The 25,760-nt window shown below is 46.5% G+C and carries 19 protein-coding genes; 6 read left to right on the forward strand and 13 right to left on the reverse strand.

Going from position 1 to position 25,760, the window contains the following annotated elements; translation table 11 throughout:
• Positions 1-5: 5 nt before the first annotated feature.
• On the forward strand, positions 6-1,292 hold the full coding sequence (locus F3I09_RS23250) for a folylpolyglutamate synthase/dihydrofolate synthase family protein (RefSeq protein WP_149697447.1): 1,287 nt from the start codon (positions 6-8) through the stop codon (positions 1,290-1,292).
• A 123-nt stretch (positions 1,293-1,415) separates the two neighbouring features.
• On the opposite strand, the gene F3I09_RS23255 is transcribed toward F3I09_RS23250, so the two are convergent.
• The 6 genes from F3I09_RS23255 to fbp all read right to left on the reverse strand — a co-directional run bounded on the left by F3I09_RS23255 (position 1,416) and on the right by fbp (position 7,273).
• Positions 1,416-2,816 carry a hypothetical protein gene (locus F3I09_RS23255; protein WP_149697448.1) on the reverse strand — a complete coding sequence of 467 codons (1,401 nt, stop codon included), beginning with the start codon at positions 2,814-2,816 and terminating at the stop codon, positions 1,416-1,418.
• A gap of 255 nt (positions 2,817-3,071) precedes the next feature.
• Positions 3,072-3,629: an NUDIX hydrolase gene (locus tag F3I09_RS23260; RefSeq protein WP_149697449.1), complete on the reverse strand. Its 558-nt coding sequence runs from the start codon at positions 3,627-3,629 to the stop codon at positions 3,072-3,074.
• Positions 3,630-3,651: 22 nt separating this feature from the next.
• Positions 3,652-4,185: a YfiT family bacillithiol transferase gene (locus F3I09_RS23265; protein WP_149697450.1), complete on the reverse strand. Its 534-nt coding sequence runs from the start codon at positions 4,183-4,185 to the stop codon at positions 3,652-3,654.
• Positions 4,186-4,365: 180 nt separating this feature from the next.
• A complete protein-coding gene (locus F3I09_RS23270; protein ID WP_149697451.1) occupies positions 4,366-5,130 on the reverse strand; it encodes an ABC transporter ATP-binding protein in 765 nt (254 codons plus the stop codon).
• Between the two features lie 501 nt (positions 5,131-5,631).
• A complete protein-coding gene (locus F3I09_RS23275) occupies positions 5,632-6,162 on the reverse strand; it encodes a CAP domain-containing protein (RefSeq protein WP_149697452.1) in 531 nt (176 codons plus the stop codon).
• A 103-nt stretch (positions 6,163-6,265) separates the two neighbouring features.
• On the reverse strand, positions 6,266-7,273 hold the full coding sequence (gene fbp, locus F3I09_RS23280; protein WP_149697453.1) for a class 1 fructose-bisphosphatase: 1,008 nt from the start codon (positions 7,271-7,273) through the stop codon (positions 6,266-6,268).
• A gap of 177 nt (positions 7,274-7,450) precedes the next feature.
• On the opposite strand from fbp, the gene F3I09_RS23285 reads away from it, so the two are divergent.
• From F3I09_RS23285 to F3I09_RS23295, 3 genes are read left to right on the forward strand one after another with little or no spacing between them, the layout of a single operon-like run.
• Positions 7,451-8,716, forward strand: coding sequence for an aspartate kinase (locus F3I09_RS23285; protein WP_149697454.1), 1,266 nt, complete (start codon positions 7,451-7,453; stop codon positions 8,714-8,716).
• A 60-nt stretch (positions 8,717-8,776) separates the two neighbouring features.
• On the forward strand, positions 8,777-8,974 hold the full coding sequence (locus F3I09_RS23290) for a hypothetical protein (protein ID WP_149697455.1): 198 nt from the start codon (positions 8,777-8,779) through the stop codon (positions 8,972-8,974).
• 4 nt (positions 8,975-8,978) lie between these two features.
• A complete protein-coding gene (locus tag F3I09_RS23295) occupies positions 8,979-11,396 on the forward strand; it encodes a TonB dependent receptor (RefSeq protein WP_149697456.1) in 2,418 nt (805 codons plus the stop codon).
• Here F3I09_RS23295 and F3I09_RS23300 read toward each other — a convergent pair.
• Positions 11,393-11,833, reverse strand: coding sequence for a CBS domain-containing protein (locus F3I09_RS23300; protein WP_149697457.1), 441 nt, complete (start codon positions 11,831-11,833; stop codon positions 11,393-11,395). The two genes, F3I09_RS23295 and F3I09_RS23300, sit on opposite strands and share 4 nt — an antisense overlap.
• A 187-nt stretch (positions 11,834-12,020) precedes the next feature.
• Here F3I09_RS23300 and F3I09_RS23305 point away from each other — a divergent pair, with 187 nt between their 5' ends.
• Positions 12,021-13,151, forward strand: coding sequence for a glycoside hydrolase family 105 protein (locus F3I09_RS23305; protein WP_149697458.1), 1,131 nt, complete (start codon positions 12,021-12,023; stop codon positions 13,149-13,151).
• A 39-nt stretch (positions 13,152-13,190) separates the two neighbouring features.
• Complete coding sequence (locus tag F3I09_RS23310) at positions 13,191-15,137, forward strand: glycoside hydrolase family 97 protein (protein ID WP_149697459.1); 1,947 nt, start codon at positions 13,191-13,193, stop codon at positions 15,135-15,137.
• A gap of 119 nt (positions 15,138-15,256) precedes the next feature.
• On the opposite strand, the gene F3I09_RS23315 is transcribed toward F3I09_RS23310, so the two are convergent.
• The 6 genes from F3I09_RS23315 to F3I09_RS23340 form a co-directional block, all read right to left on the reverse strand.
• On the reverse strand, positions 15,257-17,062 hold the full coding sequence (locus tag F3I09_RS23315) for a beta-galactosidase (RefSeq protein ID WP_149697460.1): 1,806 nt from the start codon (positions 17,060-17,062) through the stop codon (positions 15,257-15,259).
• Positions 17,063-17,221: 159 nt separating this feature from the next.
• Entirely contained in the window at positions 17,222-20,770 is a 3,549-nt protein-coding gene (locus tag F3I09_RS23320; protein WP_149697461.1) for a hypothetical protein, read from the reverse strand.
• A gap of 251 nt (positions 20,771-21,021) precedes the next feature.
• The gene (locus tag F3I09_RS23325) at positions 21,022-21,483 is read right to left on the reverse strand and encodes a hypothetical protein (RefSeq protein WP_149697462.1); all 462 of its coding nucleotides are present in this window, start codon (positions 21,481-21,483) and stop codon (positions 21,022-21,024) included.
• Positions 21,484-21,590: 107 nt separating this feature from the next.
• Complete coding sequence (locus tag F3I09_RS23330) at positions 21,591-23,288, reverse strand: GMC oxidoreductase (protein ID WP_149697463.1); 1,698 nt, start codon at positions 23,286-23,288, stop codon at positions 21,591-21,593.
• 82 nt (positions 23,289-23,370) lie between these two features.
• Positions 23,371-25,068, reverse strand: coding sequence for a GMC oxidoreductase (locus F3I09_RS23335; protein ID WP_149697464.1), 1,698 nt, complete (start codon positions 25,066-25,068; stop codon positions 23,371-23,373).
• Between the two features lie 52 nt (positions 25,069-25,120).
• Complete coding sequence (locus F3I09_RS23340; RefSeq protein ID WP_149697465.1) at positions 25,121-25,696, reverse strand: gluconate 2-dehydrogenase subunit 3 family protein; 576 nt, start codon at positions 25,694-25,696, stop codon at positions 25,121-25,123.
• Positions 25,697-25,760: the final 64 nt, after the last annotated feature.

Consider the following 25,760-nt stretch of genomic DNA (forward strand, 5'->3'; position numbering starts at 1 on the left):
AGTATATGAACTACCAGGAAACGCTAGAATATCTTTATGAGCGGCTACCCATGTTCACCCGGGTAGGCGCAAGCGCCTTTAAAAAGGACCTGCATAATACGATCGAATTATGCAAACAGCTGGGCGATCCCCAGCATCAATTCAAAACCGTCCATGTAGCAGGGACCAATGGCAAAGGTTCTACCAGCCATATGCTGGCGGCCGTCTTCCAGCAGGCGGGCTATAAAACAGGTTTATATACCTCTCCTCACCTCCTCGACTTCCGCGAAAGGATCCGGATCAATGGAGAAATGGTACCGACCACCTTTGTGACTGAGTTTGTAGAGCAGCTGAAGCCTACTATCGAATCTCTCGAGCCTTCTTTTTTCGAACTGACTGTAGCAATGGCTTTCCAGTACTTTGCGCTGGAACAGGTGGATATTGCTATTGTCGAAGTTGGTCTTGGCGGCAGACTGGATAGCACAAATATTATCACGCCAGAACTGTCTATCATTACCAATATCAGCTATGACCACATGCAGATACTGGGTAATACCCTGCCGGAAATAGCTTCCGAAAAAGCGGGTATTATCAAGGCGGGTGTGCCGGTGGTGATTTCAGAAACACAGTCTGACATTGAGGCTATATTCATTGATAAAGCCAAAGCACTCGGAGCGCCTATTCATTTTGCAGATCAGGAATGGCTGGTGCAGCAGTCTGAGTTTTCCGAGGGCCATCTCAAACTGGGATTACAGCATACTCATAACGGAGATCTTAAAACTATCCGTACTGATCTCACCGGTCAGTACCAGATGAAAAATATCATGGGCGTTTTATCGGCGGTGAAGATCTTGCAACATGCGGGTTGGGAATTGCCGCCGCAGACGGTGATGACAGCACTGTCGCATGTTAAAAAACTGACTGGTCTGCGTGGCCGCTGGGAGATCATCTCCCGTGATCCGCTGACGATCTTTGATGTGGGTCATAATCAGGCGGGGATTACAGAGGTAGTTCAACAGTTAGAGCATATGGTATACCGTCACCTGCATATTGTGACCGGTTTCGTGAAGGATAAAGAAGTGAGTAAGGTGTTGCCCTTATTCCCTCCTGCTGCTACCTATTACTTTTGTAAGGCGCAGATACCGCGCGCAATGGATGAGAAAGAACTGGCGGAAGCGGCGCATCAGCACGGATTACGCGGACATGATTATCCGACAGTGCAACAGGCGTATCAGGCTGCGAAGCAGCATGCGCATAAGGATGATATTGTGCTGGTGTGTGGGAGCTTTTTTGTTGTGGCGGAGGTGATGTGATGAATGAGCTGACTACATCGGCTGCTTTTACACACATGGTAAGATCTATTCGAAAAAGGCCCCGGAACGCTATACTTCCGGGGCCTTTTTATTATTGAGATATGCTGTTCGCCGCCACCAATATTAATCTTTTGAAACCGCCACCCACGCTGAACCAGTGCTTCGCACTGTTGTACAACCTAATGCTGGTATAGTATTATCCTCTCCTGCCCCAAGACCATTAATATTTACAGTATTGGTTGCATGTAGATTTTTAATGCGGATCTCCCGCCTGGGGAATGAAGCTGCGCCAGGCAAATTTACAGAGGCTGTTCCTGTCGTATAATTTACATATACCATACCAATGCCTGAACTTACTGTTCCACTTGATGTTGTAATGCTTTGATCCTGTGGCTCATATGGTATATACCGGGAAACACCGTCCTCTTTCAGCACTATCTGGTAGCGCTCATCGTCCGTACCCGAAAAGCCTTTCAATGATATGGCGTCATTGATGGTACTACTATAACCAGAGGCAGTATAGTCTCCTGCCAGTTGATAGAATTTTCCAGAGGTGGGATTGGAAAGACTAATATCAGCTATTGCAGCACTGGTTGATGTTAACATAGGACCAAGACAAACAGTGCCAATACCATAACCGCCAGTTACAAAATAATCCTCGTACATCAGGACACCGATAAAATAATTCTTTACGCATTGTTTGATAGATGCAGTATCGGTTGACAGATTGATCTTGTTGGTAACAGCGCCCGGTTCCAAACGTGCGCCAATAAAGAAATTGTAATGTGCATGTTCTGCATAAAGCCCGTTCACCAGGCCTTCAAAACCGGTATGATAAAAATAATTCTGATTGTAAGTATTATACTGTCCCTGATCCACTCCCTTAATAAACCGAATGCCATAATTACCGCCGTTTCCTGGGGTAGTACCGTTGCCCAGCTGGCCGCCATAAAAAACATTGGAATTACTCCAGGGGCCGCTTTGGTTATCTGTTCCTTTAGCTGTAATATCTATCTGCGAATAATTAAAAGCAATACGGCTGTACCAGATCTTGTTATACTGAGAACCATTGGCATTAGTGCCGTTACTTAGCCCTCCTACTTCAAGACCTGTGTAAAAGTCACGTATAAAGCTGAGGCGCACATCGCAATTATAAGCGTTTCTTAAATACAATCCCACACCTGTATAGGAAGCAAAATTACCGCCGGAATTACCACCATATAGTTGGCCCTGCAGGTTGATCTCATGCCGGTTACCCTCCACTATTATACCATAGCCGGCTGAGAAATGAAGATCGCCTGTTACGAGCAGATTGTACTTCTTTGAAGTTGAGGCGAGAACAAGATCGGCATTAAAGCCCCATTTCCCGTCAGGGATTACAATGAGCTGGTCATCTGCCGCTGCACTGACCATAGCGTTAAATGCAGAAACATTAGTGGCTACAGACCCGGGAGAACCAATACTTACCCAGTCAGCAACGCCGCCATAATCAACAATTGATAAAGCATTCAAAGGATTTGCCATGATTTGATTTTTTAATTAAAAATGGGGTTATATAATTCAATACGAACTATTGCTTATTGATGCTCCGGACATCGCTTAAGGAGATATCCTGAAAGGAAATGTGGAGTCGGGTTAACAGGTACAAAGTTATTATATGCTGCTGAAAAGTACCAGCAGTTAGAATTAGCGGATAATCAATACTGTTATATTTTTCTATAATGGAAAAGCCGCCATATCAGTAGATATGACGGCTTTTAATATTGTCATTAGTAATAACTATAACTTCAATTCTTTCAACTTCAACAACGCATAGAACAGGCATGTTACGTGCAGGCTTTGCAGGATCTTATTTTCCTTCAGCAGTTGTTCTACATCTTCCAGGTCCATCAGCACGACTTCGATCTCTTCATGTTCATCCAGGTCCTGATCCTGTACTTTTCTTCCGCCTGTAGCCAGGAACATGTGCGTGAGATTATTGCTGGATGCCGGATTCGGTGCTACTGCTCCTAATGGGATCAGCTTTTCGAAATCGTATCCTGTTTCTTCCAGTAACTCCCTGCGCATCGCAAATTCCGGATCGGGATCAGTATCATCCATTGTGCCACCGGGAATTTCCAGTATAGTCTTTCCTATCCCCTGTCTGAACTGCCGCACCATCACAATACGCCCATCGGCTGTTACTGCTACACAATTCACCCAGTCATTGTATTCCAGTACATAGTAAGCGTCTACAATCTTTCCGCCGGGAGTTTCACATGTGTCCTTACGTGCTGTTAACCAGTTGCTTTTGTAAATGTATTCAGAACTTAATGTCTTCCACTCTAAAGATGCCATAATTCTTCGGTTTGACGATTTATTACCAGTTATTTCTCTCCTTCAGTCTTTCTATATGTGCAAGGTGATGTTTGCCGTGCCAGGAATAGGTACCGGCAACAGCCTTTAATACAAAGGTCTTTCCGCTTTCAGGATGAACAAAGGTACGCTGCCATTGCTCTTCTGTCAGATTCTCCATCAGGTTCACCCAACGTGTATGTAAAGCATGTAATAAGGTCAGTGATATATTGATCGGCGTCTTTGCCACATCCGGCAGCTCCGCCCAGGCAGCTTCGTTATATGCCTTGATAGTAGGATTATCCTCTGTCAATGCCCACTTGAAACGTGTCAATGCGTTGGTATGACTATCTACCAGATGGTGTACTACCTGCACCACCGTCCAGCCATCAGGCCTGTAAGGTGTTGCGAGTTGTGCGGCATCCAGGTTCTGAACTGCTATTTCCACCAGCGATGGCAAATACCTGATGTCGTTGATATATCCCTTTAGTACGGCAGCACTGATTTCAGCAGGCGCCTCATATTTTCCAATAGGATATTTTAATTGCTCAAGATCCATTATCTAGTTATTAGGAATTAAAATTGAACTATGTGTGAAGCAACATCCTGAATTATTATTCGGAACTGATTGCCATTTGCAATTTGCATTTTACCCAGTGTTTGCAACCAGGGGCTACAAACACGGGAATCCTACGGAGGCGTATTGAATCAGACATCATGATAATTGCAGAAGTATCCTCTACTCTTCTCTCAACCCCTTTCCTGTCATATGGATAAACACATCTTCCAGGTTTGCCTTTTTCACCTCTTTCTTTCGCTCAAAACCGCCCGCAACCAACTGATCAATCAGGGCATCAGGAGATTCCAGCGCGATGATACGTCCGCTATCGACAATAGCGCAACGGTCGCACAGGAATTCTGCTTCATCCATATAGTGAGTGGTGATGACAACTGTAGTACCTTTTGAACGTACTTCCAGGATCAGGTCCCAGAGGTTGCGTCTTGCCTGCGGATCCAGACCGGTAGTAGGTTCATCCAGGAAAATGATCTTGGGCTTGTTGATTAGGGTTGTAGCGATGGAAAACCGTTGCTTCTGCCCGCCGGAGAGGTTTTTAAACTGGGCTTTGGCCTTGTCTTCAAGGTTGAAGGAGGCTAATAGTTCTTTTGGATTCACATCCTGGTTATACAGGCCGCAGAAGAGGGTGATCAGTTCAGTCAGATTGAGTCTTGGATAGTAACCGGAACTTTGCAACTGTACCCCTATCACCTTTTTAATGGCTTCCGGGTCCTTGTCCAGGTCGATACCGTCCACGATCACCGTTCCCGAGGTCTTATCCCGGAGTGTCTCAATGATCTCAAGGGTGGTGGATTTACCCGCCCCGTTGGGACCTAATAATCCGAAGATCTCATGTTCGTATACATCGAAGCTGATGCCTTTAACTGCCGTAAAATCGCCGTATGTCTTTACCAGGTCCTTTACTTCAATAATCTTCCTCTTTTCCATGCGTCTAAATTAATGCAAATAGCGACAGGCTGCAAGCCCATACGGTAAAAAGCAACTTTATGACGATAAAAGAAGGAATTATGACAATCTCAGGGCCGGACATATTGGTTGAGAGAACAACTTAAAACGTTATCAGAAATAGAAAACCAGGCATTGTATTGCCCCTGATAGGAAGGACACAAATATCATCGTTGGGAGAGCATAAGTAGCTGCGGTTTCAGATGGGAATGCCGGGCCTTCGGCTCTCCGGTGACACGACCGACGCTGTTCAATCTGTATTCAAAATCCTATTCGCTTGACAACGCCCAATAGTCTTCCAGAGAGGCGCCGACCGACATCCCATACTGAAACCGGGCTACTTAGCGTAAATAAGATAATTACCAACATATTCAAGACAAAGAAGCGCCCTTTTCCAGTTAGACTTAATTGGACATAACCAACTAAAATTCAACCGAAAAAGGGCGCTTAAATGAATATTCCGACGCCTTGCAGGCTACCCGCTTATTTCTTTACAAAAAACTGCGTAAAGTAAGTGATGCTCCCTTTAGGCGCAGCCCCAATACCGATCATATTGAAGTCGCCCAGCATATTGCGGCGGTGACCAGGACTTTTAATCCAGCCATCCACAACACCTTTCGCATCCAGATTCCCGTAGGCAACATTCTCACCCACGCCAGATACACCATGGAACTTCAGTGTCACAGCGTCATTACGGATCTCAAACTGGTCATGTCCGAAAGCAACCTTACCAGATGCCATGTTCTCACTATGCTTCTGGGCCAGCAGGGAACAATAAGATTCCAGTTTCAGCGGAGGCAGTCCTTTCGACGCCCTGAACTCATTCGTGTAATAAAGGATATCCTTTATCAGCTTGGCTTCCCCTCCCGCAGGCGGGTCTTCACTTACAGCTGCCGGAGGATTCCCCTTAGCAGGTGCTGTTTTGGCTGGTACTGCCGACCTTGAACAGGAAAATACAAGCAGATGAAAGGCCAGAGAAAATAAAAATACGGTCAATGTGAGCTTCCGGGTCATAGTAGTGTGTATGGTAATAGATAATGAATAATTTACATTAGACAAATATAACTAGTGCTGGTTTAGCAATAGTTATACCAAAAGCTCATATTTCACTTTTTTACTAACTATTTACTATTCGTTGCCATACATCCATCATGTTTTTTGATCCTAAAAAGACGGGGACCCGCTGGTGTAATTTAGATGGTTTCAGCTCCAGGAGGCGTTGTCTGCCGGTAGCCATAGCCAGTCCGCCAGCTTTCTCCATGATGAAGGACATGGGATTGCACTCATAACATAAACGCAAACGCCCCCCTGCATATTTTCCAAAGGCCGGATACATAAAAATACCTCCCTGGATGAGCGTACGGTGTACCTCAGCCACCATACACCCTACAAAACGGTGACGGTAGATCTTGTCATGCGCATCTTTGGCCAGGAAATAGTCGATCGCCTTACGGATCTTATCCTCATAGAGATGGTAGTAACCGATATTGACGGAAAAGATGTCGCTTTCTCCGGGGCACTTCAGGTTCGGATGCGACAGGCAGAATTCCCCGATGGAAGGATCGAGGGTAAAGCCCTGTACGCTACGCCGGGTAGCATATACCAGCATGGTAGAGGAACCATAAATGACATATCCTGCGGCGATCTGCACATAACCCGGCTGGAGGAAGTCTTCCAGTTCGCAGACACTGCCTGTTGGCGTGAGCCGGCGATATACTGAAAAGATGGTCCCGATAGACACATTCACGTCTATATTACCCGATCCGTCCAGGGGATCCAGCAATACGACGTACTTAGAGTTTTTGGAGTACTCATCGTCAAATGCAATGAAGTTCTCCTCTTCTTCCGATGCCACGCCGCAGCAATAGATGCTGCTGCGCAGGGAGCTGATGAACTGATCGTTGGCGAATTCATCCAGCTTCTTGACCGATTCCCCCTGTACATTGATCTTTCCTGCCTCTCCAAGGATATCGGCAATACCGGCCTTGTTCACCTCCACATTGACCCGCTTCGCGGCCAGACCAATATCACGCAGTAAACCAGATAGTTGTCCTGTTGCACCGGGGTAGTTCCTAAGCTCCTGGATAGTAAATTCGTCCAGGGTCATTACTTTTCTGTTGTTCATGTATAATGGATTAGTTTTTCTCATAACTGTGAGCTGCCACATGCATTCTTCCTTTAGCTAATTTACCGAAACAGGCGCTATTTTAATGGAACTGTCATTTTCAGGTAAACAAATTTTAAAACAAATTTAAAGTTGCCTTACTTTGCCCCGTATTTTTTCACGGAAGATTAAGCATATATGAAGGTTTTCAAATTTGGCGGTGCAAGTTTAGAAAGTGTTGAACGTATTCAACAGGTAGCTGCTATCGTACAGTCATTCCCGGACCAGCAACTCCTGATCGTAATATCGGCCATGGGTAAGACGACGAATGAGCTGGAAAAGGTAGCCCAGAACTTCTATCTGCGTAAACGTGAAATTGCTGCCCAGCTGCTGCATAACATTGAGCAACAACACCTTGATGTGGCAGACAAACTGTTGGGTACCCGTGATAATCCCCTCTTCGACCAGTTACAGCAGTTCTTTACCGAAGCGGAATGGACCCTGGGAGAAAAACCAGTCCGTTCATTCGACTATTATTATGACCAGCTGGTAAGTCTGGGTGAGTTGCTCAGTACTGCCATTGTCAGCGCATATTTTAACCTGGCAGGCGTAAACAACGTATGGCTGGACGTAAGGGATATATTCCGTACTGACGATACCTTCCGCGATGCTAATATCGACTGGACAGTAACCGGCCAGAACGTACAGGAAAAGGTGTTACCGCTTCTTAAAAAGAACAATATCGTGATCACACAGGGATTCATTGGCAGTACCGACCAAAATGAAAGTGTGACCCTGGGCCGTGAAGGCAGTGACTATTCCGCAGCCGTATTTGCTAACCTGCTGAATGCTGAAAGCCAGACCATCTGGAAGGATGTGGAAGGCCTGAAAAATGCGGATCCAAAATTATTTCCCAATACGATCAATATACCCGAGATTACTTACAGTGAGGTGATTGAAATGGCCTACTACGGCGCACAGGTCATCCATCCGAAGACGATCAAACCGCTGCAGAACAAGCAGATCCCCCTGTATGTAAAGAGCTTTCTGAATAAAGATCTTCCCGGTACCGTTATCAGGGAAGAATCCGACACAAAGCAGCTACCGCCCATCATAGTATTGAAGAAAAATCAGGTACTGCTGACCATCACTTCCCGCAACTTCGACTTTATTACGGAAGACCGGATCAGTGACATTTATGAGCGCTTTCACAAGCTGAAGATCAAGATAAATTTAATGCAGAATGCAGCCATCAGTTTCTCCTGCTGTATCGACAATAGCCCTGAAAAGATCGAACAGCTGATGAAAGAGTTACATGATGATTTTAAAATCTCATATAACGAAGGTTTGGAATTACTGACCGTTCGTTATAACCAGGACGGCCTGCTGGAAGAACTGAGTAAAGGCAGGACTGTGCTGTTGGAGCAACGATCACTCATCACAATTCAGCGCTTACTGAAATAATTTTTCATACCTTTTTGCAACCTTTTCTGTACCCGGTCGTCTATTTTAAAAACAACCTGCATGAAAAAGGTATCCATATTAGTCATCATAACCCTGGGTATCCTTGCCATTATTGCACTGGAGGGCAGGGCTTTGCATCAACTGAGACCGGAACATGCAGGCACCAACCCTGAAATGCTTCCTTTCTACCTGCTCAGCATAGGGCAAGAGTGGGTAGCACCAGTTAAGACAAAGTCATGCCGTCACTCTGAGATCTGAACTTATGAAAAGAATTTTGCTTATCATGTTCCTGGCCATCGCCGGTACAGGGACCATCTATGCCCAGCATGTTTCGGGAAAGATTACTGTTAAAACCGCGGAAACAAACGGGCAACCCCTTCCCTTTACAAACGTATTGTTACGTCATGTAAAGGACTCCTCCCTGGTAAAGGGAGAGCTCAGCTCCCAGGATGGTAGCTGCTCCTTCGATAAAGTTACCGAGGGCAGATACTTTATAGAAGCTACCTTAATGGGCTATACCTCCGCCAGTACATCGGCCTTCACCATTGATGCCAGCCACCAGCTTGTTCAATTGCCCACTTTAAGTCTGTCACAGGCCAGCAAAACACTACAGGCAGTAAATGTAACCGCACAGAAGCCTTTCATTGAAAGAAAGAACGGTGCTACCGTACTAAACGTGGAAAGCAGCCTTGCTGCTTCCGGCGGTACTGCCCTGGACGTTTTAAAAAGAGCACCAGGAGTGCAGATAGACAAAGACGATAATATCATCCTCCAGGGTAACCAGGGTGCTACTATCATGCTGGACGGTAAGCTGACCTACTTGTCCGGCGAACAGCTGGCCAATCTGCTGAGAAGCCTTCCTTCAGAGAATATCGCCACCATAGAGATCATTACCAGTCCTTCCGCCAAATATGATGCCGCCGGAAAAAGCGGCATCATTAACATCAAAACCAAGAAAACCATTATCACCGGTATCAATGGCTCCATTAACCTGGGTGCAGGCGCCGGTAAATATGGCTTCTATAATGCAGGCATGAACCTGAACTGGAGAACGGAAAAATTCAATGCCTTCGGTAGCTACAACAACGGTAGCAGAGGCTTCTTCCAGACCCGCTATCTGGCACGTCATATCCAGGGAGATGTTCCGCAGTTCTTTGAACTAAATGCATTTAACAGACGCCGTTTCAAGAACAATAACTATAAAGTGGGGCTGGATTATTTCCTCAATTCCAAACATACCATCGGTGTAATGATGAGAGGATATGATAACTCCTTCCAGCAGGAGGGTTTCAACCACACGCCTATCACCAGCAACGGTAAACTGGATTCGACACTGTACGCCGGAACCACTTCCAGGAACAAATTTTCCAATGTCTCTTTTAACCTGAACTATAAAGGCCAGCTGGATACTTTGGGAACAGAGATCGGCTTTGATGCCGACTGGGCAAGATTCAGGGACAATAACCGCATGACGCTGACAGACAGCATGTCTTATGTTGTAAATCCTGTTAAAAACACGCATGCTATCCTCAACAGACCAGTTAATGAAGTGACCATCCGGAGCGTGAAAGCAGACCTCATACTGCCATTCAACAAGACCACCAAAATAGAGACCGGCTTCAAGTTCAGCTCCGTTAAAACGGATAATGATCTCAGGTATGATTCCCTTATAAACGGGAAGTACGTGAACGCCATTACCCAAAGCAATCAGTTCATTTATACCGAGGATGTGTATGCCGCGTATGCCATCTTCAAAAAGACGATCCATAATACAGATCTCCAATTGGGTCTGCGTGCGGAACAAACAAAATCTGACGGTTATTCCGTTACGCTGCAATCACATGTGAAACGGTCTTACCTGGACTTCTTCCCCAGCTTCTCGCTGGATCAGAAACTGAGTGAGTCGCATAAGATCGGGCTGAACTATTCCAAGCGTATTTCCAGGCCGAATTACGGCGACCTGAACCCCTTTGTATTCTATATTGATAAATACAATTACTTCAAAGGAAATCCTTACATGCTGCCGGAGTACACACACAAGGCGGAGGTGAGTTATACATTCAAACAGAAATACGTGATGGCCCTGTCTTACAGTCAGACCAAGAACATCGTGCTGGAGTATATGATACAGAATGATACAACCAAAGTAACGACTTACTACGACAGGAATTTCGAACGCAGTCATGTGTATAATGTCTCACTGACCATTCCGATCGATCCTTTCAAGTGGTGGAATATCACCAACAACATCAATGGCAACTACAATTACTATAATATCAAGGATAGTATTGTCAACCTGAAGACCAATACATTCGGCCTGAACTATCAAACCACACACACATTCACATTACCGGACGACTGGAAATTTGAGATCAACGCGTATTATGAGAGTCCGTTCGTATGGGGAGTATACAAAATAAAGCCTTCCTATGCCATCGGCTTAGGCGTACAGAAGCAACTGATGAACAAAAAACTGAACATCAAACTGAACGTCTCTGACATCACCAACAGAGAACAATTCCGCGGTAGCGCCAAGTTTGACAACATCAATATGTACATCAACAACCGTTGGCAGAACAGGCGCGTGAACCTGGCACTAACATGGAACTTTGGTAACAGCAATATTAAGGCAGCCCGCGACAGGGAAACGGGTAGCGAACAACAAAGGGTAGGCGGTTAACGCGTACCCTTTATGTAACCTTCCAGGTTGTCAATAATGAACTGCTGTTCATCAATCACATATTTTACGACATCACCAATGGAGATCATGCCGACCAGTCTTTGCTGGTCATCTGTAACCGGTAAATGGCGGATATGTTTATCCGTCATTTTTACCATACAGTCCTGAATACTGTCGTCTTCCGTCACCGTGAAAGGATTTTCCGTCATAATTTCGCTGATCAGCGTTTCTTTGGATGCCCTGCCTTTGAGGATCACCCGGCGGGCGTAGTCACGTTCTGAAAAGATGCCCACTACTTTGTCTTTGTCGCTGAGGACGACCAGTGCCCCTACATTCTTGTCTACGAGCACGCTTAAAGCGTCAAACACAGTATCATTTGGCTGGATTGAATAAACCACATGGCCTTTCACCCGAAGGATGTCACGCACTGTTCCCATAACGAGGTATTTTAGGTGTGAAGAATGGAATATGACCCTATATTTCTAAGTTAAGATTTTCTCTTCAAATTTGCCTCCGTCATATAAATTTTCCCCCACATCTTGCATTGAGAATATTAATATATTACTTTACGCGATCGTTCGTCATTTTTATGTTACTATTTACAACCCTGATAATTAGCATTGTATGCGCAAATTGAGAATACACCTGGCAATCACGGCCTTAACCGGCCTGCTGGTACCGTTTGGTACTGTATCTGCTCAGAAAAGTTTTAAAGACTGGCCAATGGGGACAGAGCCAGCAGCAATTGGGTTATTTGTTGCCAACCACTATGTGGCTGGTCCGTTTTCGAATTTTGGCAATCCCGGCCTCCCGCAATCTATTACCTATCCCGAAGTATGTACCTGGTATGGCGCTCTTCAGTTTGCAAAAGCGAGCGGTAACAAGGAACTGGCAGAAAAACTGGCCGCACGTTATGAACCATTACTGGCGCAATCCCACAGCCTGATGCCTAAGCCAGACCACGTAGACCACAGCGTATTTGGCGCTGTTCCACTGGAACTGTATGTGCAGACCAACCAGTCCAAATACCTCGAAGAAGGTAAAAACTTTGCTGACAAACAATGGGAACTGCCCGAAAATCCCCTGCCCAACCAGCAGGAACTGCAATCCAAAGGCCTGTCCTGGCAAACCCGCATGTGGATCGATGATATGTACATGATCACACTGCTGCAGGTAGAAGCTTTCCGTGCTACCGGCAATAAGGAGTATCTGGACCGCGCCGCCCGCGAGATGGTCGTATACCTGGATGCCATTCAACAGCCAGATGGCCTCTTCTACCATGCCACAGACGCTCCCTTCCTTTGGGGTCGTGGTAACGGCTGGATGGCCGCTGGTATGACAGAACTGCTCAGCGTCCTGCCTGCGGGTCATACCGACAGAGCAAGGATCATGGACGGCTATAAGAAAATGATGGCCTCCCTGAAGAAACTACAGGACAAAAACTATCTGTGGCACCAGCTGCTTGACGATCCTACCTCCTTTACAGAAACTTCCTGCTCCGGTATGTTTACTTACGCTATCGTAACCGGCGTGAAGAAAGGCTGGCTGGAAGAAAAAGAGTATGGCATTGTAGCCAGGAATGCATGGACCGCACTAGTAAGGTATATCAATGAAGCTGGCGACGTGAAAGACGTTTGCGAAGGCACCAATAAAAAGAATGATCAGCAGTATTATCTGAACCGTTCCCGCGTGACCGGAGATCTTCATGGCCAGGCGCCTGTATTATGGGCTGCCGCCGCGCTGCTGGCCAATTAATTGATCGCGCTCCTAAAAGACACTAAACTTCCACTTATAATGACGTACAAAGGCCTGTCCATAACAGGAATTTTTCTTTTTTGCTTATCCGGAATCCATGCCCAGCAGAAATACACGGTTGTTTCTCCTGATAAATCGGTCACTCTTACAGTCACCGTTGGTACAGACATTTCTTATAGCCTCTCGCAGGACAATAAGGAACTGATCGCGCCATCTGTCGTATCGTTCAGAACAGATGCCGAAAAACCAGGCGCCTGGAAAGTCAGCAAGGCCCGGCCAGGCGCTCATAATGGTATTCTCACTCCTGTTATTATGCAGAAAACGAAGACCATCGCCGACAAATACAATGAACTGCATCTCGATTTTACCAATGGCCTGGCGCTGGAATGGAGAGCCTATGATAACGGGATCGCCTGGCACTGGATCACGAGCAGCAAAAAGCCTTATAAAGTACTGGACGAACAGGCCAGTTTTGTGATGGATAAAGAAGGCCGCTCCTGGTATCCCCAGGAAGAGGGCATGTTCTCCCACAACGAACGCAAATACATCAATTATAAGCTGAACAGCCTGGACGATAAGAAACTGGCCAGTCTGCCCGCATTATTCGAAATAAAAAACACCAAACTACTGGTGACGGAATCCGGGCTTTTCAACTATGCCGGTATGTGGCTGCTGGGCCAGGGTGGCGGTAAATTAAAGGCTGTCTTCCCGGCCTATCCGCATGAAAAGAAAATCACCAGCGATAGGGACGAACAGGTAAGCTCCCGCGAGGATTATCTGGCTACCATCCAGGGCCCGCAATCCTTTCCATGGAGAATTGTGATGATAGCCCGCCAGGATGGCGATCTGCTGACCAATCAACTGGTATATCAGCTGGCGCCGCCGGCTACCGGCGATTACAGCTGGGTAAGCCCCGGGAAAGTGCAGTGGGACTGGTGGCATTATAACAATATCTACGACGTGGATTTCCGCGCCGGTATCAACAATGATACTTACAAGTATTATATCGACTTTGCATCTAAATACGGCATTGAATACGTGCTGCTGGATGAAGGTTGGTGCGATACCCGCGACCTGATGAAGTTAACGCCCGGTATCGATGTTAAAGAGCTGGTGGATTACGCCAAAGTAAAGAATGTGCGCATCCTGCTCTGGACCAGCTGGCTGGTACTGGATAAACAACTGGACATGGCCCTGGACAAGTTCCGGGAATGGGGCGTAAAAGGTATTAAAGTTGACTTTATGCAGCGCGATGACCAGGAGATGGTCAACTATTACGAGAAGGTATCAAAAGCCGCTGCTGCCCGTAAACTAATGGTGGATTTCCATGGCGCCTACAAACCTACAGGCTGGCTCCGCACCTATCCAAATGTGCTGACCTCCGAAGGCGTATTGGGCAATGAGATCAGCAAGTTTGCCGACTGGATCACCCCACAACATACTACTACCATTCCCTTCATCAGAATGGCTGCAGGCCCGATGGACTTTACACCAGGCGGCATGCTGAATGTACAGCGGGACGACTGGGCAGCAGTGCCTGCCGAGCCTATGACCTTGGGTACCCGTTGCAACCAGCTGGCGATGTATGTGGTGTTTGAAAGTCCGCTGCAGATGCTGTGCGACCTGCCTACACATTACTATCATGAGCCGGTGGCCATGGAGTTCCTGAAAACGGTACCTACCACCTGGCAGCAAACCATTCCTTTACACGCTAAAGTGGGTGAATATGTTGCCGTTGCCAGACAGGCCCCTGACGGTGACTGGTACATTGGCGCAATGACCAACTGGACACCGCGCGAGCTGACCATCGATCTTTCTTTCCTGCCTGAAGGCAGCTATAAGATCGATAGCTGGAAAGACGGGATCAATGCAGACAGGAATGCAAAAGATTGTAAAATGGAATCCGGCACGGTAGACAATCACTCGAAGATCACTGTAAAGCTGGCAAAGGGTGGCGGTTATGTGGCAAGGATCACGAAAGGATAATCAGCTGTTTTAAAATAAAAGCCCCCAGGATGCAGATGCTTTCCCGGGGGCTTTTTCAATTTTAGACAATCTCCTTTCTCTTACTTCTTTGTTTTTCTATTATTCCTATACTTTATCTCTTACTCCAATGTCTTCTCTCCTTTCACTGTTGCTGCTTCCAGCTGGTGCTGGTCCAGCACTATAATCTCATTCTCTCCTTTCTTCAACCACGGTGCAGGGCAGTACAATCTCTTCTGCGGACCGATCTCCCAGTAACGGCCGAGGTTATGTCCATTTACCCATACCATGCCCTTCTTGAAATTGGTCATGTCCAGGTAAGTATCTCCTGTGTTTGTAAGGGTAAATGAGCCTTTAAAGAACTCTCCGGGTTTCACCGCTGTTGACTTTGCAGACTGCAGCTGCTGCACAAATTCGCTCTTCATCGGCAAGCCAGACACTTCCCAGTTCATCAGCGTCATGCCATTCAGTGTCACACGATCAGTAATACCCTTACGGTCTATCAGTGCCTGTGCAAAGTTGATACGGCCCATGCCTTCCACCAGTATTTCCAGTACAGGATCTTTCACGTCTGACTTAGGCAATTCGATGCTGTGTTCTCCCAGGCGGCGGTCTATCTTACCTACGTATTGCCCGTTCAGAAATACCGTCGCGTAGTCATGCAATTCAACTATATCCAGCTTGCCGCTTTTATGGCCGACAAGGGTTGTTTTATATACCATGAAGCCATAATCCTGTCCGTAAGCCTCAAATGTTTTAGGCTGAACGGACTTCACCGCAGCAGGCAGGTTTTCCCATATGCTGGTGTAAGGTTTCAGTGTGATATCCGGGATGGTGATAGTAGGAATAGGCGCCGGGATTGCAGGCAGTTTCTTTTTGCTGTAGGAACCGATTGCCTCACGCAATGCCATGTATTTCTCAGTAGCTCCGCCTTGCTCATTTATAGGCGCATCATAGTCATAAGAGGTGAGGTCCGGCTCATACCCCTTACCTCCGGAGTTAGCGCCCGCAGTGAAGCCGAAATTGGTGCCTCCGTGGATCACGTAAAGATTGAAGGAGCGTTTTGTATCCATAAGGAACTTCACTTCCTTCACGATACCTGCTTTATCAGGACGGGCCCATTTCTCTCCCCAATGTGTCAGCCAGCCGGGATAAGACTCGCTGCTGAAGGATGGAACATCCGGATTCTGTTTATTGGCAGCGGCAAAGTCGCCTTCGGAGCTACCGGAATCCAGTCCGATGGCTGCACCCGGTACTGTTCCCGCTTCCAGTAGTGGAGATACAGGACCATCTGCCGTATAGAATGGTACATTGATGCCGTTCTGTTCCCACAGCTCTTTCAGTTTGTATAAATACTGCTTGTCGTTGCCGAAGCTGCCATATTCGTTCTCTACCTGTACCATCAGGATAGGACCGCCATTTGTTACCTGCAGGCCTTTCACCTGTTCTGCCAGTGCCTTCACATACCGTTCTGTCGCCGCCATATACCGCGGATCCATGCAACGCACTTTAATGTCCGGAATTCTTAACAGGTAAGGTGGTAATCCGCCAAACTCCCATTCCGCACATACATAAGGCCCCGGACGTAATAACACCCACATCCCTTCTTCCTGTGCCAGCTTCACAAAAGCGGCTATATCCCTGTTCTCAGAGGAGAAGTCAAACTTGCCTTCCTCCTGTTCGTGATAGTTCCAGAATACATAAGCCGCGATGGTATTACATCCCATGGCTTTCGCCATTTGAATCCTGTGTTTCCAGTATTCTTTCGGGATACGTGCCGGATGCATTTCCCCACTGATGATCTGGTAAGGTTTACCATCGAGCAGGAAGTCTTTTTTTGCGAGGGTGAAAGAGTGCTTTGACTGGGCGGATACCGTAGAGGTAAGCGCGCACAATGCCAATGCGCTCATTACTACAATCTTTCTCATTGAGCCTGTAAACTTGAGTGAGGAAGTAAAATAGGAAATGTGGCGGGCATAATGAAAAGGTTGGGAAGATTATTGGGAGATGGGTGAAAATAGTATTGATTATCCTCCGGAAGCGTTTTAGCATTGCTTCATGGAGGATAATGCATAGTATACAGACGTCTATTTTGTGACAGCCCCCTGATACTGATACTCCATCTGCTTCAATATCTTTCCATCCTGGTCCTTTATTGTCACCAACCTGCCATCATTATCATACAGGTAATAACTGGTCTTATTTCCTTCATTGCAGACACCTGTCACGCCCACCAATGGATCATACGTATAAGTGATCGCTGATCCATCCGCAGGATAGAGACGCAACTCATCAATGAACCCGGTACCACTGATAGTCACCGCCGACTGAGCGTTTATTTTGTGTTCATAACAGGTCCAGCCATTGGTAGTTTCTCCTTTCAGCGGATAACCTGCTACAGTTCCTGTAATGTTATATGGCGCCGCATTTTTTGTCCAGTAAGACACCGTGTAATTTTTAGCCGGTGTCAGGCCTGTTCTGCTGATTGCCCCTGCCGCCAGGTTATAACAATACTTCCCGGTGATGGTTGTAGCATCCTGAACCGCCGCACCGGCATATGTCCAATTCCCTTTACCATCTGCTTCGAAGCCTGCATAAGCCACATCTGCCTGGCGGGCATTCCTGAACTGCGCTACCATGTAACTGCGGTTATAATCCCATATATAAGCACTCAGATCATTTCCCGGCTTTTCAGCTTCAATAATATTGTAACTGGCATCGTATTTATGTGCTGTTGCTTTTAACACATAAACTGCACTCTTCGTTATGCCATTACCTGCAACAGCTGATGGAACAAAAGTCCCGGAGAGTACATCCACTTCAGCATTGTACTGTTTATCAAACAGCACTACAGGACCTTCCGTCGTAGTAACAGACTTGTAAGTCATATAAGTCGCCACGCTCGTCTGCAATGCCTGCGACGCCAGTTTCCGCTGTTCATACGATTCAATGACCGGGTGCATATTTGCTGCCTGCATATTTTTTATTGCCTGTGCCTCCTGCGTAAGCGTTCCGGCAGGCAGCGTATAATCAAGCGGATATCGCATTGTTGTGATCAGTGCTGTTCCATCGGAAGCCTTCCCGACAATTTTACTTGTCTGCAGGTGTGATACATTGTCATAGGAAAACGCCTTTGAAGTCGTAAACACCCTGGAAGGAACATCCATATCATACGTTTCAGTTATTGTAGAATCCAGATGGAACCACTCTGCAGGATATAACCAGTTCTTCCCTCCTGCAAAAACAGGTTTATCACTTTCAAAATTGTTGAGAGGCGCACAGGGGTGTTTGACATAGTAGTCGACAGTACTGCATGCAAAAGACGTAAAGCCCCGGTTATCCTGGCTATATACGTTCCGTTCTTTACTTAGAGGCTGCGATTTGCTGTTGTAAGTTGTCTTGGAACGCAGATAGCCATTCCTCCAGCCCGGATTAAATTCTCCCTGAAAGCTCATGCTGTTTTGATAGTTGTAGAGGATGTATCCATTCGCTGCCCCTTCTCCTATATTCTCGTTTACATAAGAATATCCTATATGGCTTCCTGCACCCAGTGATATCATACTATTAGAAGATAAGCGGATACCTGTATACATTGCATACGCACATCCTGTGCCTGTCTGCACAAATTTCACGACCTGTCTGTTGTACATCGGCATTCTGTATAATCTTCCGCTGGAACGGGCAGTATCGCCGGGTATTCTGTATGTATATGATTTAACAATGGACTTAGCTGCCACAGGATCCCAAAAGGTCATTCTCTTCAGTCGGCAGCCTCCTGCTATCTTATTCGGAGCAGCATTAACGATTGTTCCCACCTTGCCACTCAGGTTGCCTGTTACAGAAAAGCCATTATCTCTCACCTCCGTCATTAGAAAATAATGCTGGCCGGCATCCAGCGTAAGGTTGCTGGTCTGGTTATACTGATTATTCTCATTGTAAGGAAATACAAACGTAGCAACGGCCATTCTATCTGAACGCCTGTAAATAGTAACACTGCCCGCTGCATGATCAATCCTGGCAGCATCGTCTATAGCATTGGCAGGGATACTCAGTCTGCCGGTAAATGTAGCGCAGATGCCATAAGGATTGGCTGCGGGATCAATATAATAATCCGCAGAACTATCCCTTTTAAAAGTGGTACTGGTAGGATAAGATCCGGTGGAACCAATATTCCTGGTCTGGTAAGTGGTAACAGGTGCATCGTAGTTCACCACATCATGCGGTTCCCATTCAAAATTTGTATATCCTCCTGTCGGATAAGTGATTCTTTCCAGCATACCAGCTGCTGCATAGCCGCCATTCGTTTCCCTGTTAGCACCATTGAAACGCAGGGTACCCGGCTGTGTAGAACAACTATTACAATCAGGTGGAGACGGACGGTCAATACAATTCGTATAGGATGGGATCAATGTTGTATTACCATCAGCGCCATTGTAATATCCCCAATGATCCTCCCCTCTGGAACTTTTTGACGGCAGCGCCATTCCGTTATACAAGAGGTTATACCGTTGTGCTTTCAATGTATCCGTGCTATTACCGCCGTTGATGTATATGCCGCTTAATTTAAGCCGCTTATTATCTGTTCCGGTACTATTATTGGTAAAATAACCGTACCTGAAACCAATCGTCCTGAGTATCCCCCCTGCCTTATTTTTCACCACCATGGCATTGATCAGCGGCACCATTCCGCCATCTCCTGCCGCTATATCCTCTCTTGTATTCCAGGACACAGTAAACTCAACACTTCCCTGGCTGAATTCAATTTTTGTGAGCTGTTTACCGCTCAATGTATTCGTAAAGAAACTATGCGCCGCGGCTCCTTCACCATCCCATGCACCAGTACCGCCCTGATAGAATTCCTCTATAAAACTCTCTCCTCCGCTACTTATGTAACGGGTATTGGCATAAGTGAAAACAATAGAGTCTGCCCTGTCTGCAGAAAGGATCTTCGTGAGGTACCATCCAACAACATTCGTGTTTCCGGCGCCATCCGATTTATTATAACTGCTTTCTATTGCACTGAAAACATACTTATTGCCATCAGGCGTTACAATATGAAATTCATTATTGCTGACCTTCGTTATCCTTACATTGGTCATCGGCAATTGCCTGATCTGATCTGCAATAATAAACTTCCCGCTATAACCGGGGATATTATACATATAGAGATCGGGCACACCATCAATTGTGTTCTGTGAAAGAGAATATGCCTGCTGATAATCTACAGGGTCCCTGACGTCAAAAGCATTTTCCCTACCCATTCTGTATAGCTGCCAGGTGCTGTTATCAGCACTGCCACATACAGTCCGGGATATAACACCACCCGCGTTCAAAGCCCAGCCAAGACCGATATTGGACGCCTCCTGGCCGACAGTAATACCAGCCGCATGATAACTCAGTGAAACAGGTACTTTAACAAAGGATGTACTGATCTCGTACAAGGGAATATTAATATCAGGCATGCCCGTAAAGCCACTTACAGGAATATCTGTGAACTTCACTAAGGATGCTGTAGTAGGTGATGGTGCAGACAATCTGGAAAAAGGATCAGGTATAACAGGCTGCTGCCCTGATACAACTTTCACAAACAATATTACCGCTACGATTGTGTTAACAAGCCATTGATGGTATCTCATAGTATGGTTATTTACAGGATTAACTTTTTAACTTGTCCGTAGTAAATACATCATATCCGGCAGGCTGGTACTAATAATACTACGCAGCATTCGTTATAAGGGAGCTTATAACAATCCCACTATTCACATGTATGGCGCGTAAGTTCAGATTGGGAATGATGATTGTACCCGAACAAAAAGGATTAACAGAAAAAGCAACGTTGATACGAAGTAAATAAATTTACAAACATCCAGCAAAAAAAATTATCCGGCTAAAAACTCATTTCTCTAAAGAACCACTTCACCACCTTACCATCTTCCCGAGCTATTTCAATGAAAAAACTGTTGAAGAACCTGTATCCATTAAGTTCGATCCCTACTATGCAATGACCATTCATTAATGGTATTCTTGTATATACCTCCAGGTACAGATAATATGTATTATCTACTATTCCCTCATAGTGTTCGGCAATCTCAACATCCGATGGCGCCACAGCAAGCAGGCGCTTTCCGCTCAGATCAGGAATGCCGACCGATCTGTCTGTCTTATATGCTTCTTCAGACAATCCGCCATCGAAGTCGGACCGACGGAAATGAAACTGACCAGGATTAATAACAGGCTTATAATAAACCATGTCATAGAAATAATCCCTCTCCAGGAAAATATGCTGTAGAAAATAATCGAGCGCAATCTGTTCATACAGTGCGGCATCGTGGCTAACATTCTCTTTCATAAAATATGGTACAGGTAATACTTTGCGATATTACCATTATTCCTTCAAACAAAAAAAGCCTGCCGGTCATGACACCAACAGGCTTACTATTTATTAACCTCAACAAACTACAGGTTACCTTTCTTCAGCTCTTTCACCGCATAATCACACGCTCTTGCCGTCAATGCCATATAGGTGATGGACGGGTTCTGACAAGCCGAAGACGACATACATGCGCCATCAGTAATAAACACATTCTTTGCAGCATGTACCTGGTTCCAGCCATTGAGCACGGAAGTCTTCGGATCGCGTCCCATTCTTGCAGTACCCATTTCATGGATACAGTGTCCGGGAGGCGGCATGCTATCGTAAGTGCCCACATTCTTCAAACCCGCTGCTTCCATCATCTCTTTTGCACTGGCAGCCATATCCTTTCTCATCGCCAGTTCATTCTCTTTGAAAGAACAGTCAATGTCCAGGGTTGGCAGGCCGTATTTATCTTTTTTCTCTTTATTCAGCGTTATTTTATTCTCATAGTAAGGCAGATGCTCGCCCCAGGCACCTACCCCGAATGTCCAGGTACCGGGTTCTGAGAGTGATTCCTTGAAAGTGACACCTACGCCATCAAAAGAAGTACCACGGCCACGGTCGGCACCTCCCTGATAACCGAAACCACGCACGTAGTCCGTACGTTTGGTAGCCGCATTCACATTACGGAAGCGGGGGATGTAGATACCATTTGGCCTGCGTCCGCTGCTATAGTACTGGTCCTGGAAACCATCATATTCCCCACCGGCGCCAACACCAAAATGGTGGTCCATCAGGTTATGCCCTACCTGCTCACTGTCATTACCAAATCCGTTAGGGAAGCGGTGGGAAACAGAATTCAGCAGGATAGATGCGGTACCCAGTGTAGATGCATTCAGGAAAATAATATTCGCATAGTACTCTACCGTCTGCATGGTATGTGTATCGAGTATCTTCACGCCGGTAGCCTTCCCTTTCTGTTCATCATAGATCACTTCCAGCACGATAGAATCGGGCCGCAGGGTCAGATTACCGGTTTTAGCTGCCGCCGGCAGTGTAACCCCGTTACTGCTGAAATAACCCGTAAAAGGGCATCCGCGGGCGCAAAGATTACGGAACTGGCAAGGGCCTCTGTCGTTATGTTTTTCTGTCACATGGGCTACACGACCGATGGTCATGATGCGGTCATTGAACTGCTCCCTGATCCTGCCGGCTACATGCTTTTCCAGGCAGTTCATTTCCATCGCCTTGAGGAATTTCCCGTCGGGCAACTGTGGCAGACCTTCTGCCTGTCCGCTGATACCGATATACGTCTCCACGTAATCATACCAGGGCTCAATATCTTTATAACGGATCGGCCAGTCAACCCCGAAGCCGTCTTTCGCATTGGCTTCAAAATCAAGATCACTCCAGCGGTACACCTGGCGGCCCCACATCAGGGAACGTCCGCCTACATGATAACCACGGAGCCAGTTGAATGGCTTTACCTGATTGTATGGATTTTCTTTATCGTTTACCCAGAACTGCTGGGTTGCTTCGTCAAAAGCGTAGCATTGACTCTGTATAGGATAATTGTCCTTCTGTTCAAGCGTTTGGTTAAGGCGGTGCGGGAACTCCCAGGGCGCCTTCATGGCGGTGTTGTAATCCTTAATATGCTCCACATTACGGCCACGTTCCAGCACCAGTGTTTTCAATCCCTTTTCGCACAGCTCCTTTGCTGCCCATCCTCCGCTTATACCCGAGCCAACCACAATAGCATCATAGGTGTTTTCTTTCTCTGCTCTAATGTTGAGATGCATAGTCTAAAATTAAATTAGGAATTAAGAATCAGGTACCCGGATCATCTTCCGGAAAACACCAATTCCTAATTCCTAACCGATATTAAATATTTCCTTTCTTCAGTTCTTTCACCGCATAATCCACTGCCCTGGCAGTCATCGCCATGTAGGTCAGTGAAGGATTCACGCAGGCTGCTGACGTCATGCTGGCGCCATCTGTTACAAATACGTTCTTTACAGTATGCATCTGGTTCCAGCCGTTGAGGATGGAAGTTTTCGGATCACGTCCCATACGGGCAGTACCCATTTCATGGATCGCCATACCAGGATAAGAACCGGCATCATATGTTTTTACATCTTTCATACCGGCGGCTTCCAGCATTTCCGCTGCATCATTCATCATATCCTTGCGCATCTTCATTTCATTCTCCTTGAATTCAGCATCGAATTTCAATACCGGTTGTCCCCAGTCATCCTTAACAGATGTATCCAGTGTTACTTTGTTGTCTTCATATGGCAGACACTCTCCGAAACCACCCAGCCCCATGCTCCAGTAGCCAGGTTCAGACAGCATATCTTTGAAGTCCTTACCCACGCCCAGTTCAGCAATACCACGTGCCCAACCGCCACGGCTGGCGCCTCCCTGGTAACCGAAACCGCGGAGGTAATCGCGTTTATCACTGCCAATGTTACGATAACGGGGAATGTAGATCCCGTTCGCACGGCGGCCAAAGAAATACTTATCGTCAAAACCTTCTGCACGGCCGGAAGCTCCATTACGGAAGTGGTGATCCATCAGGTATTTACCCAGCACACCGCTATCGTTACCAAGACCGTTCGGGAAACGGCTGGAAATAGAGTTCATCAGCACGAAAGTAGTACCCAGTGTAGAACCATTCACGAAAATGACCTTCGCATAGTATTCGGTCATCTGTTTGGTGTGCTTGTCTATCACACGTACGCCTGTAGCCTTGCCCAGTTTCTCATCGTAGATCACGGAGTTTACGATACTGTCTGGTCTCAGCGTCAGGTTGCCGGTAGCCACTGCCGCCGGTAATGTAGAAGACTGTGTGCTGAAGTAAGCGCCGAAAGGACAGCCCCTGCTGCACAGGTTGCGGAACTGGCATTGGGTACGGCCCGGTAATGGCTGCGTAATGTTAGCCACACGGCCCATAGTGATCTTACGACCCTGAAAAGCCTTCTCTACCTTCGCCTTCACATCCTTCTCCACACAGTTCATTTCCATGGCAGGCATGAAATGGCCGTCTGGTAATTGCGGCAAGCCTTCCGCCTGACCACTGATACCCGCAAATTTCTCTACATAGTCATACCAGGGGGCCAGGTCCTTATAACGGATAGGCCAGTCAATAGCAATACCATCTTTCAGGTTCGCTTCAAAATCTATATCGCTCCAACGGTAAGACTGACGGCCCCACATGATGGACTTACCACCTACGATGTCAGGACGGTACCAGTCAAAACGTTTTACTTCATTATATGGACTCTGGGAGTCGTTGATCCAGTATTTCTCGTTATGTTCACTATATGGATAATCGCGGCTCAGTTTAGGATGCGTTTCACGCTGATCAACGGTAATACGTCCGCGATGTGGAAATTCCCACGGATCTTTTGTTGCAGTTTCGTAATCCTTAACGTGTTCTAATTTCTTCCCTCTATCCAGCATTAATACTTTGAGACCTTTTTCGGTGAGCTCTTTGGCAGCCCATCCTCCGCTTACGCCGGAGCCAACTACGATTGCATCATACGTGTTTTGCTCCTGAGCTTTCATATTCAGATTCATGGAATTCTTTGTTTTTTGTTGACATACTTATTCTGCTCTTACTGACGAGGACTTACACAGCCCAGGCCTTGTCCCCTTTCTTGTAAGGGATACAACCTTCGTATTTACCAGGTACAGGTACATAACGCAGGGCCTTCGTAGCGCCCGGTTCTGAAGTGAAGTAACCGGTCAGGGTCAGTTCTTTCAGGATCTGGAAGTAATGGGTAGGATCTCCTTCCTTCTTATTCTCCCTTTTATTGTAGTCAACACGTTCTTTATCGATTGCAGTCAGCACCATGTTTTTTTGCTCGGCAGACAGGTCTACAAAAGGCTTCTTGAATTGTTTTTCACTCGCTTCATCGATCTTTTTCAGACCGTCCAGTACTATTTTCTGGTCTTCTGCCTTATAACAGTCATTCAGCATCGTAACGATGAATTTATCCACTTCTGCAGCTTTAGCTCCTGGTGTAGTCGTTTCCGGAATGATCGTTTCCGCTATCTCTGCCAGGATATTCTTCGTCTCAGACGCCTGCAGGGCATAGTTCTCAGGTGCCTTCGGGTTACAGCCTTCCAGGGCTGACAACGTAGACGCGGAAATAGCGGTGCCCAGCAAAAGGGCAACGTTCCGGATGGCTTCTCTTCTATTCATAATAGTAAATTGATTTGACCTTTCGCCCTAAGTTTCAAAAAAAATTTGACTTTTCATAAAAAAA

It is taken from the genome of Chitinophaga sp. CF418, assembly GCF_900142925.1.
Lineage (GTDB): Bacteria > Bacteroidota > Bacteroidia > Chitinophagales > Chitinophagaceae > Chitinophaga.

Coding starts and splice junctions, on each gene's coding strand:
- F3I09_RS23260 (WP_149697449.1), bottom strand. CDS start 3,629: ATGGCATCTTTAGAGTGGAAGACATTAAGTTCTGAATACATTTACAAA.
- F3I09_RS23325 (WP_149697462.1), bottom strand. CDS start 21,483: ATGAAAGAGAATGTTAGCCACGATGCCGCACTGTATGAACAGATTGCG.
- F3I09_RS23265 (WP_149697450.1), bottom strand. CDS start 4,185: ATGGATCTTGAGCAATTAAAATATCCTATTGGAAAATATGAGGCGCCT.
- F3I09_RS23310 (WP_149697459.1), top strand. CDS start 13,191: ATGACGTACAAAGGCCTGTCCATAACAGGAATTTTTCTTTTTTGCTTA.
- F3I09_RS23270 (WP_149697451.1), bottom strand. CDS start 5,130: ATGGAAAAGAGGAAGATTATTGAAGTAAAGGACCTGGTAAAGACATAC.
- F3I09_RS23305 (WP_149697458.1), top strand. CDS start 12,021: ATGCGCAAATTGAGAATACACCTGGCAATCACGGCCTTAACCGGCCTG.
- F3I09_RS23315 (WP_149697460.1), bottom strand. CDS start 17,062: ATGAGAAAGATTGTAGTAATGAGCGCATTGGCATTGTGCGCGCTTACC.
- F3I09_RS23330 (WP_149697463.1), bottom strand. CDS start 23,288: ATGCATCTCAACATTAGAGCAGAGAAAGAAAACACCTATGATGCTATT.
- F3I09_RS23250 (WP_149697447.1), top strand. CDS start 6: ATGAACTACCAGGAAACGCTAGAATATCTTTATGAGCGGCTACCCATG.
- F3I09_RS23275 (WP_149697452.1), bottom strand. CDS start 6,162: ATGACCCGGAAGCTCACATTGACCGTATTTTTATTTTCTCTGGCCTTT.
- F3I09_RS23335 (WP_149697464.1), bottom strand. CDS start 25,068: ATGAATCTGAATATGAAAGCTCAGGAGCAAAACACGTATGATGCAATC.
- F3I09_RS23295 (WP_149697456.1), top strand. CDS start 8,979: ATGAAAAGAATTTTGCTTATCATGTTCCTGGCCATCGCCGGTACAGGG.
- F3I09_RS23255 (WP_149697448.1), bottom strand. CDS start 2,816: ATGGCAAATCCTTTGAATGCTTTATCAATTGTTGATTATGGCGGCGTT.
- F3I09_RS23300 (WP_149697457.1), bottom strand. CDS start 11,833: ATGGGAACAGTGCGTGACATCCTTCGGGTGAAAGGCCATGTGGTTTAT.
- F3I09_RS23320 (WP_149697461.1), bottom strand. CDS start 20,770: ATGAGATACCATCAATGGCTTGTTAACACAATCGTAGCGGTAATATTG.
- fbp (WP_149697453.1), bottom strand. CDS start 7,273: ATGAACAACAGAAAAGTAATGACCCTGGACGAATTTACTATCCAGGAG.
- F3I09_RS23290 (WP_149697455.1), top strand. CDS start 8,777: ATGAAAAAGGTATCCATATTAGTCATCATAACCCTGGGTATCCTTGCC.
- F3I09_RS23340 (WP_149697465.1), bottom strand. CDS start 25,696: ATGAATAGAAGAGAAGCCATCCGGAACGTTGCCCTTTTGCTGGGCACC.
- F3I09_RS23285 (WP_149697454.1), top strand. CDS start 7,451: ATGAAGGTTTTCAAATTTGGCGGTGCAAGTTTAGAAAGTGTTGAACGT.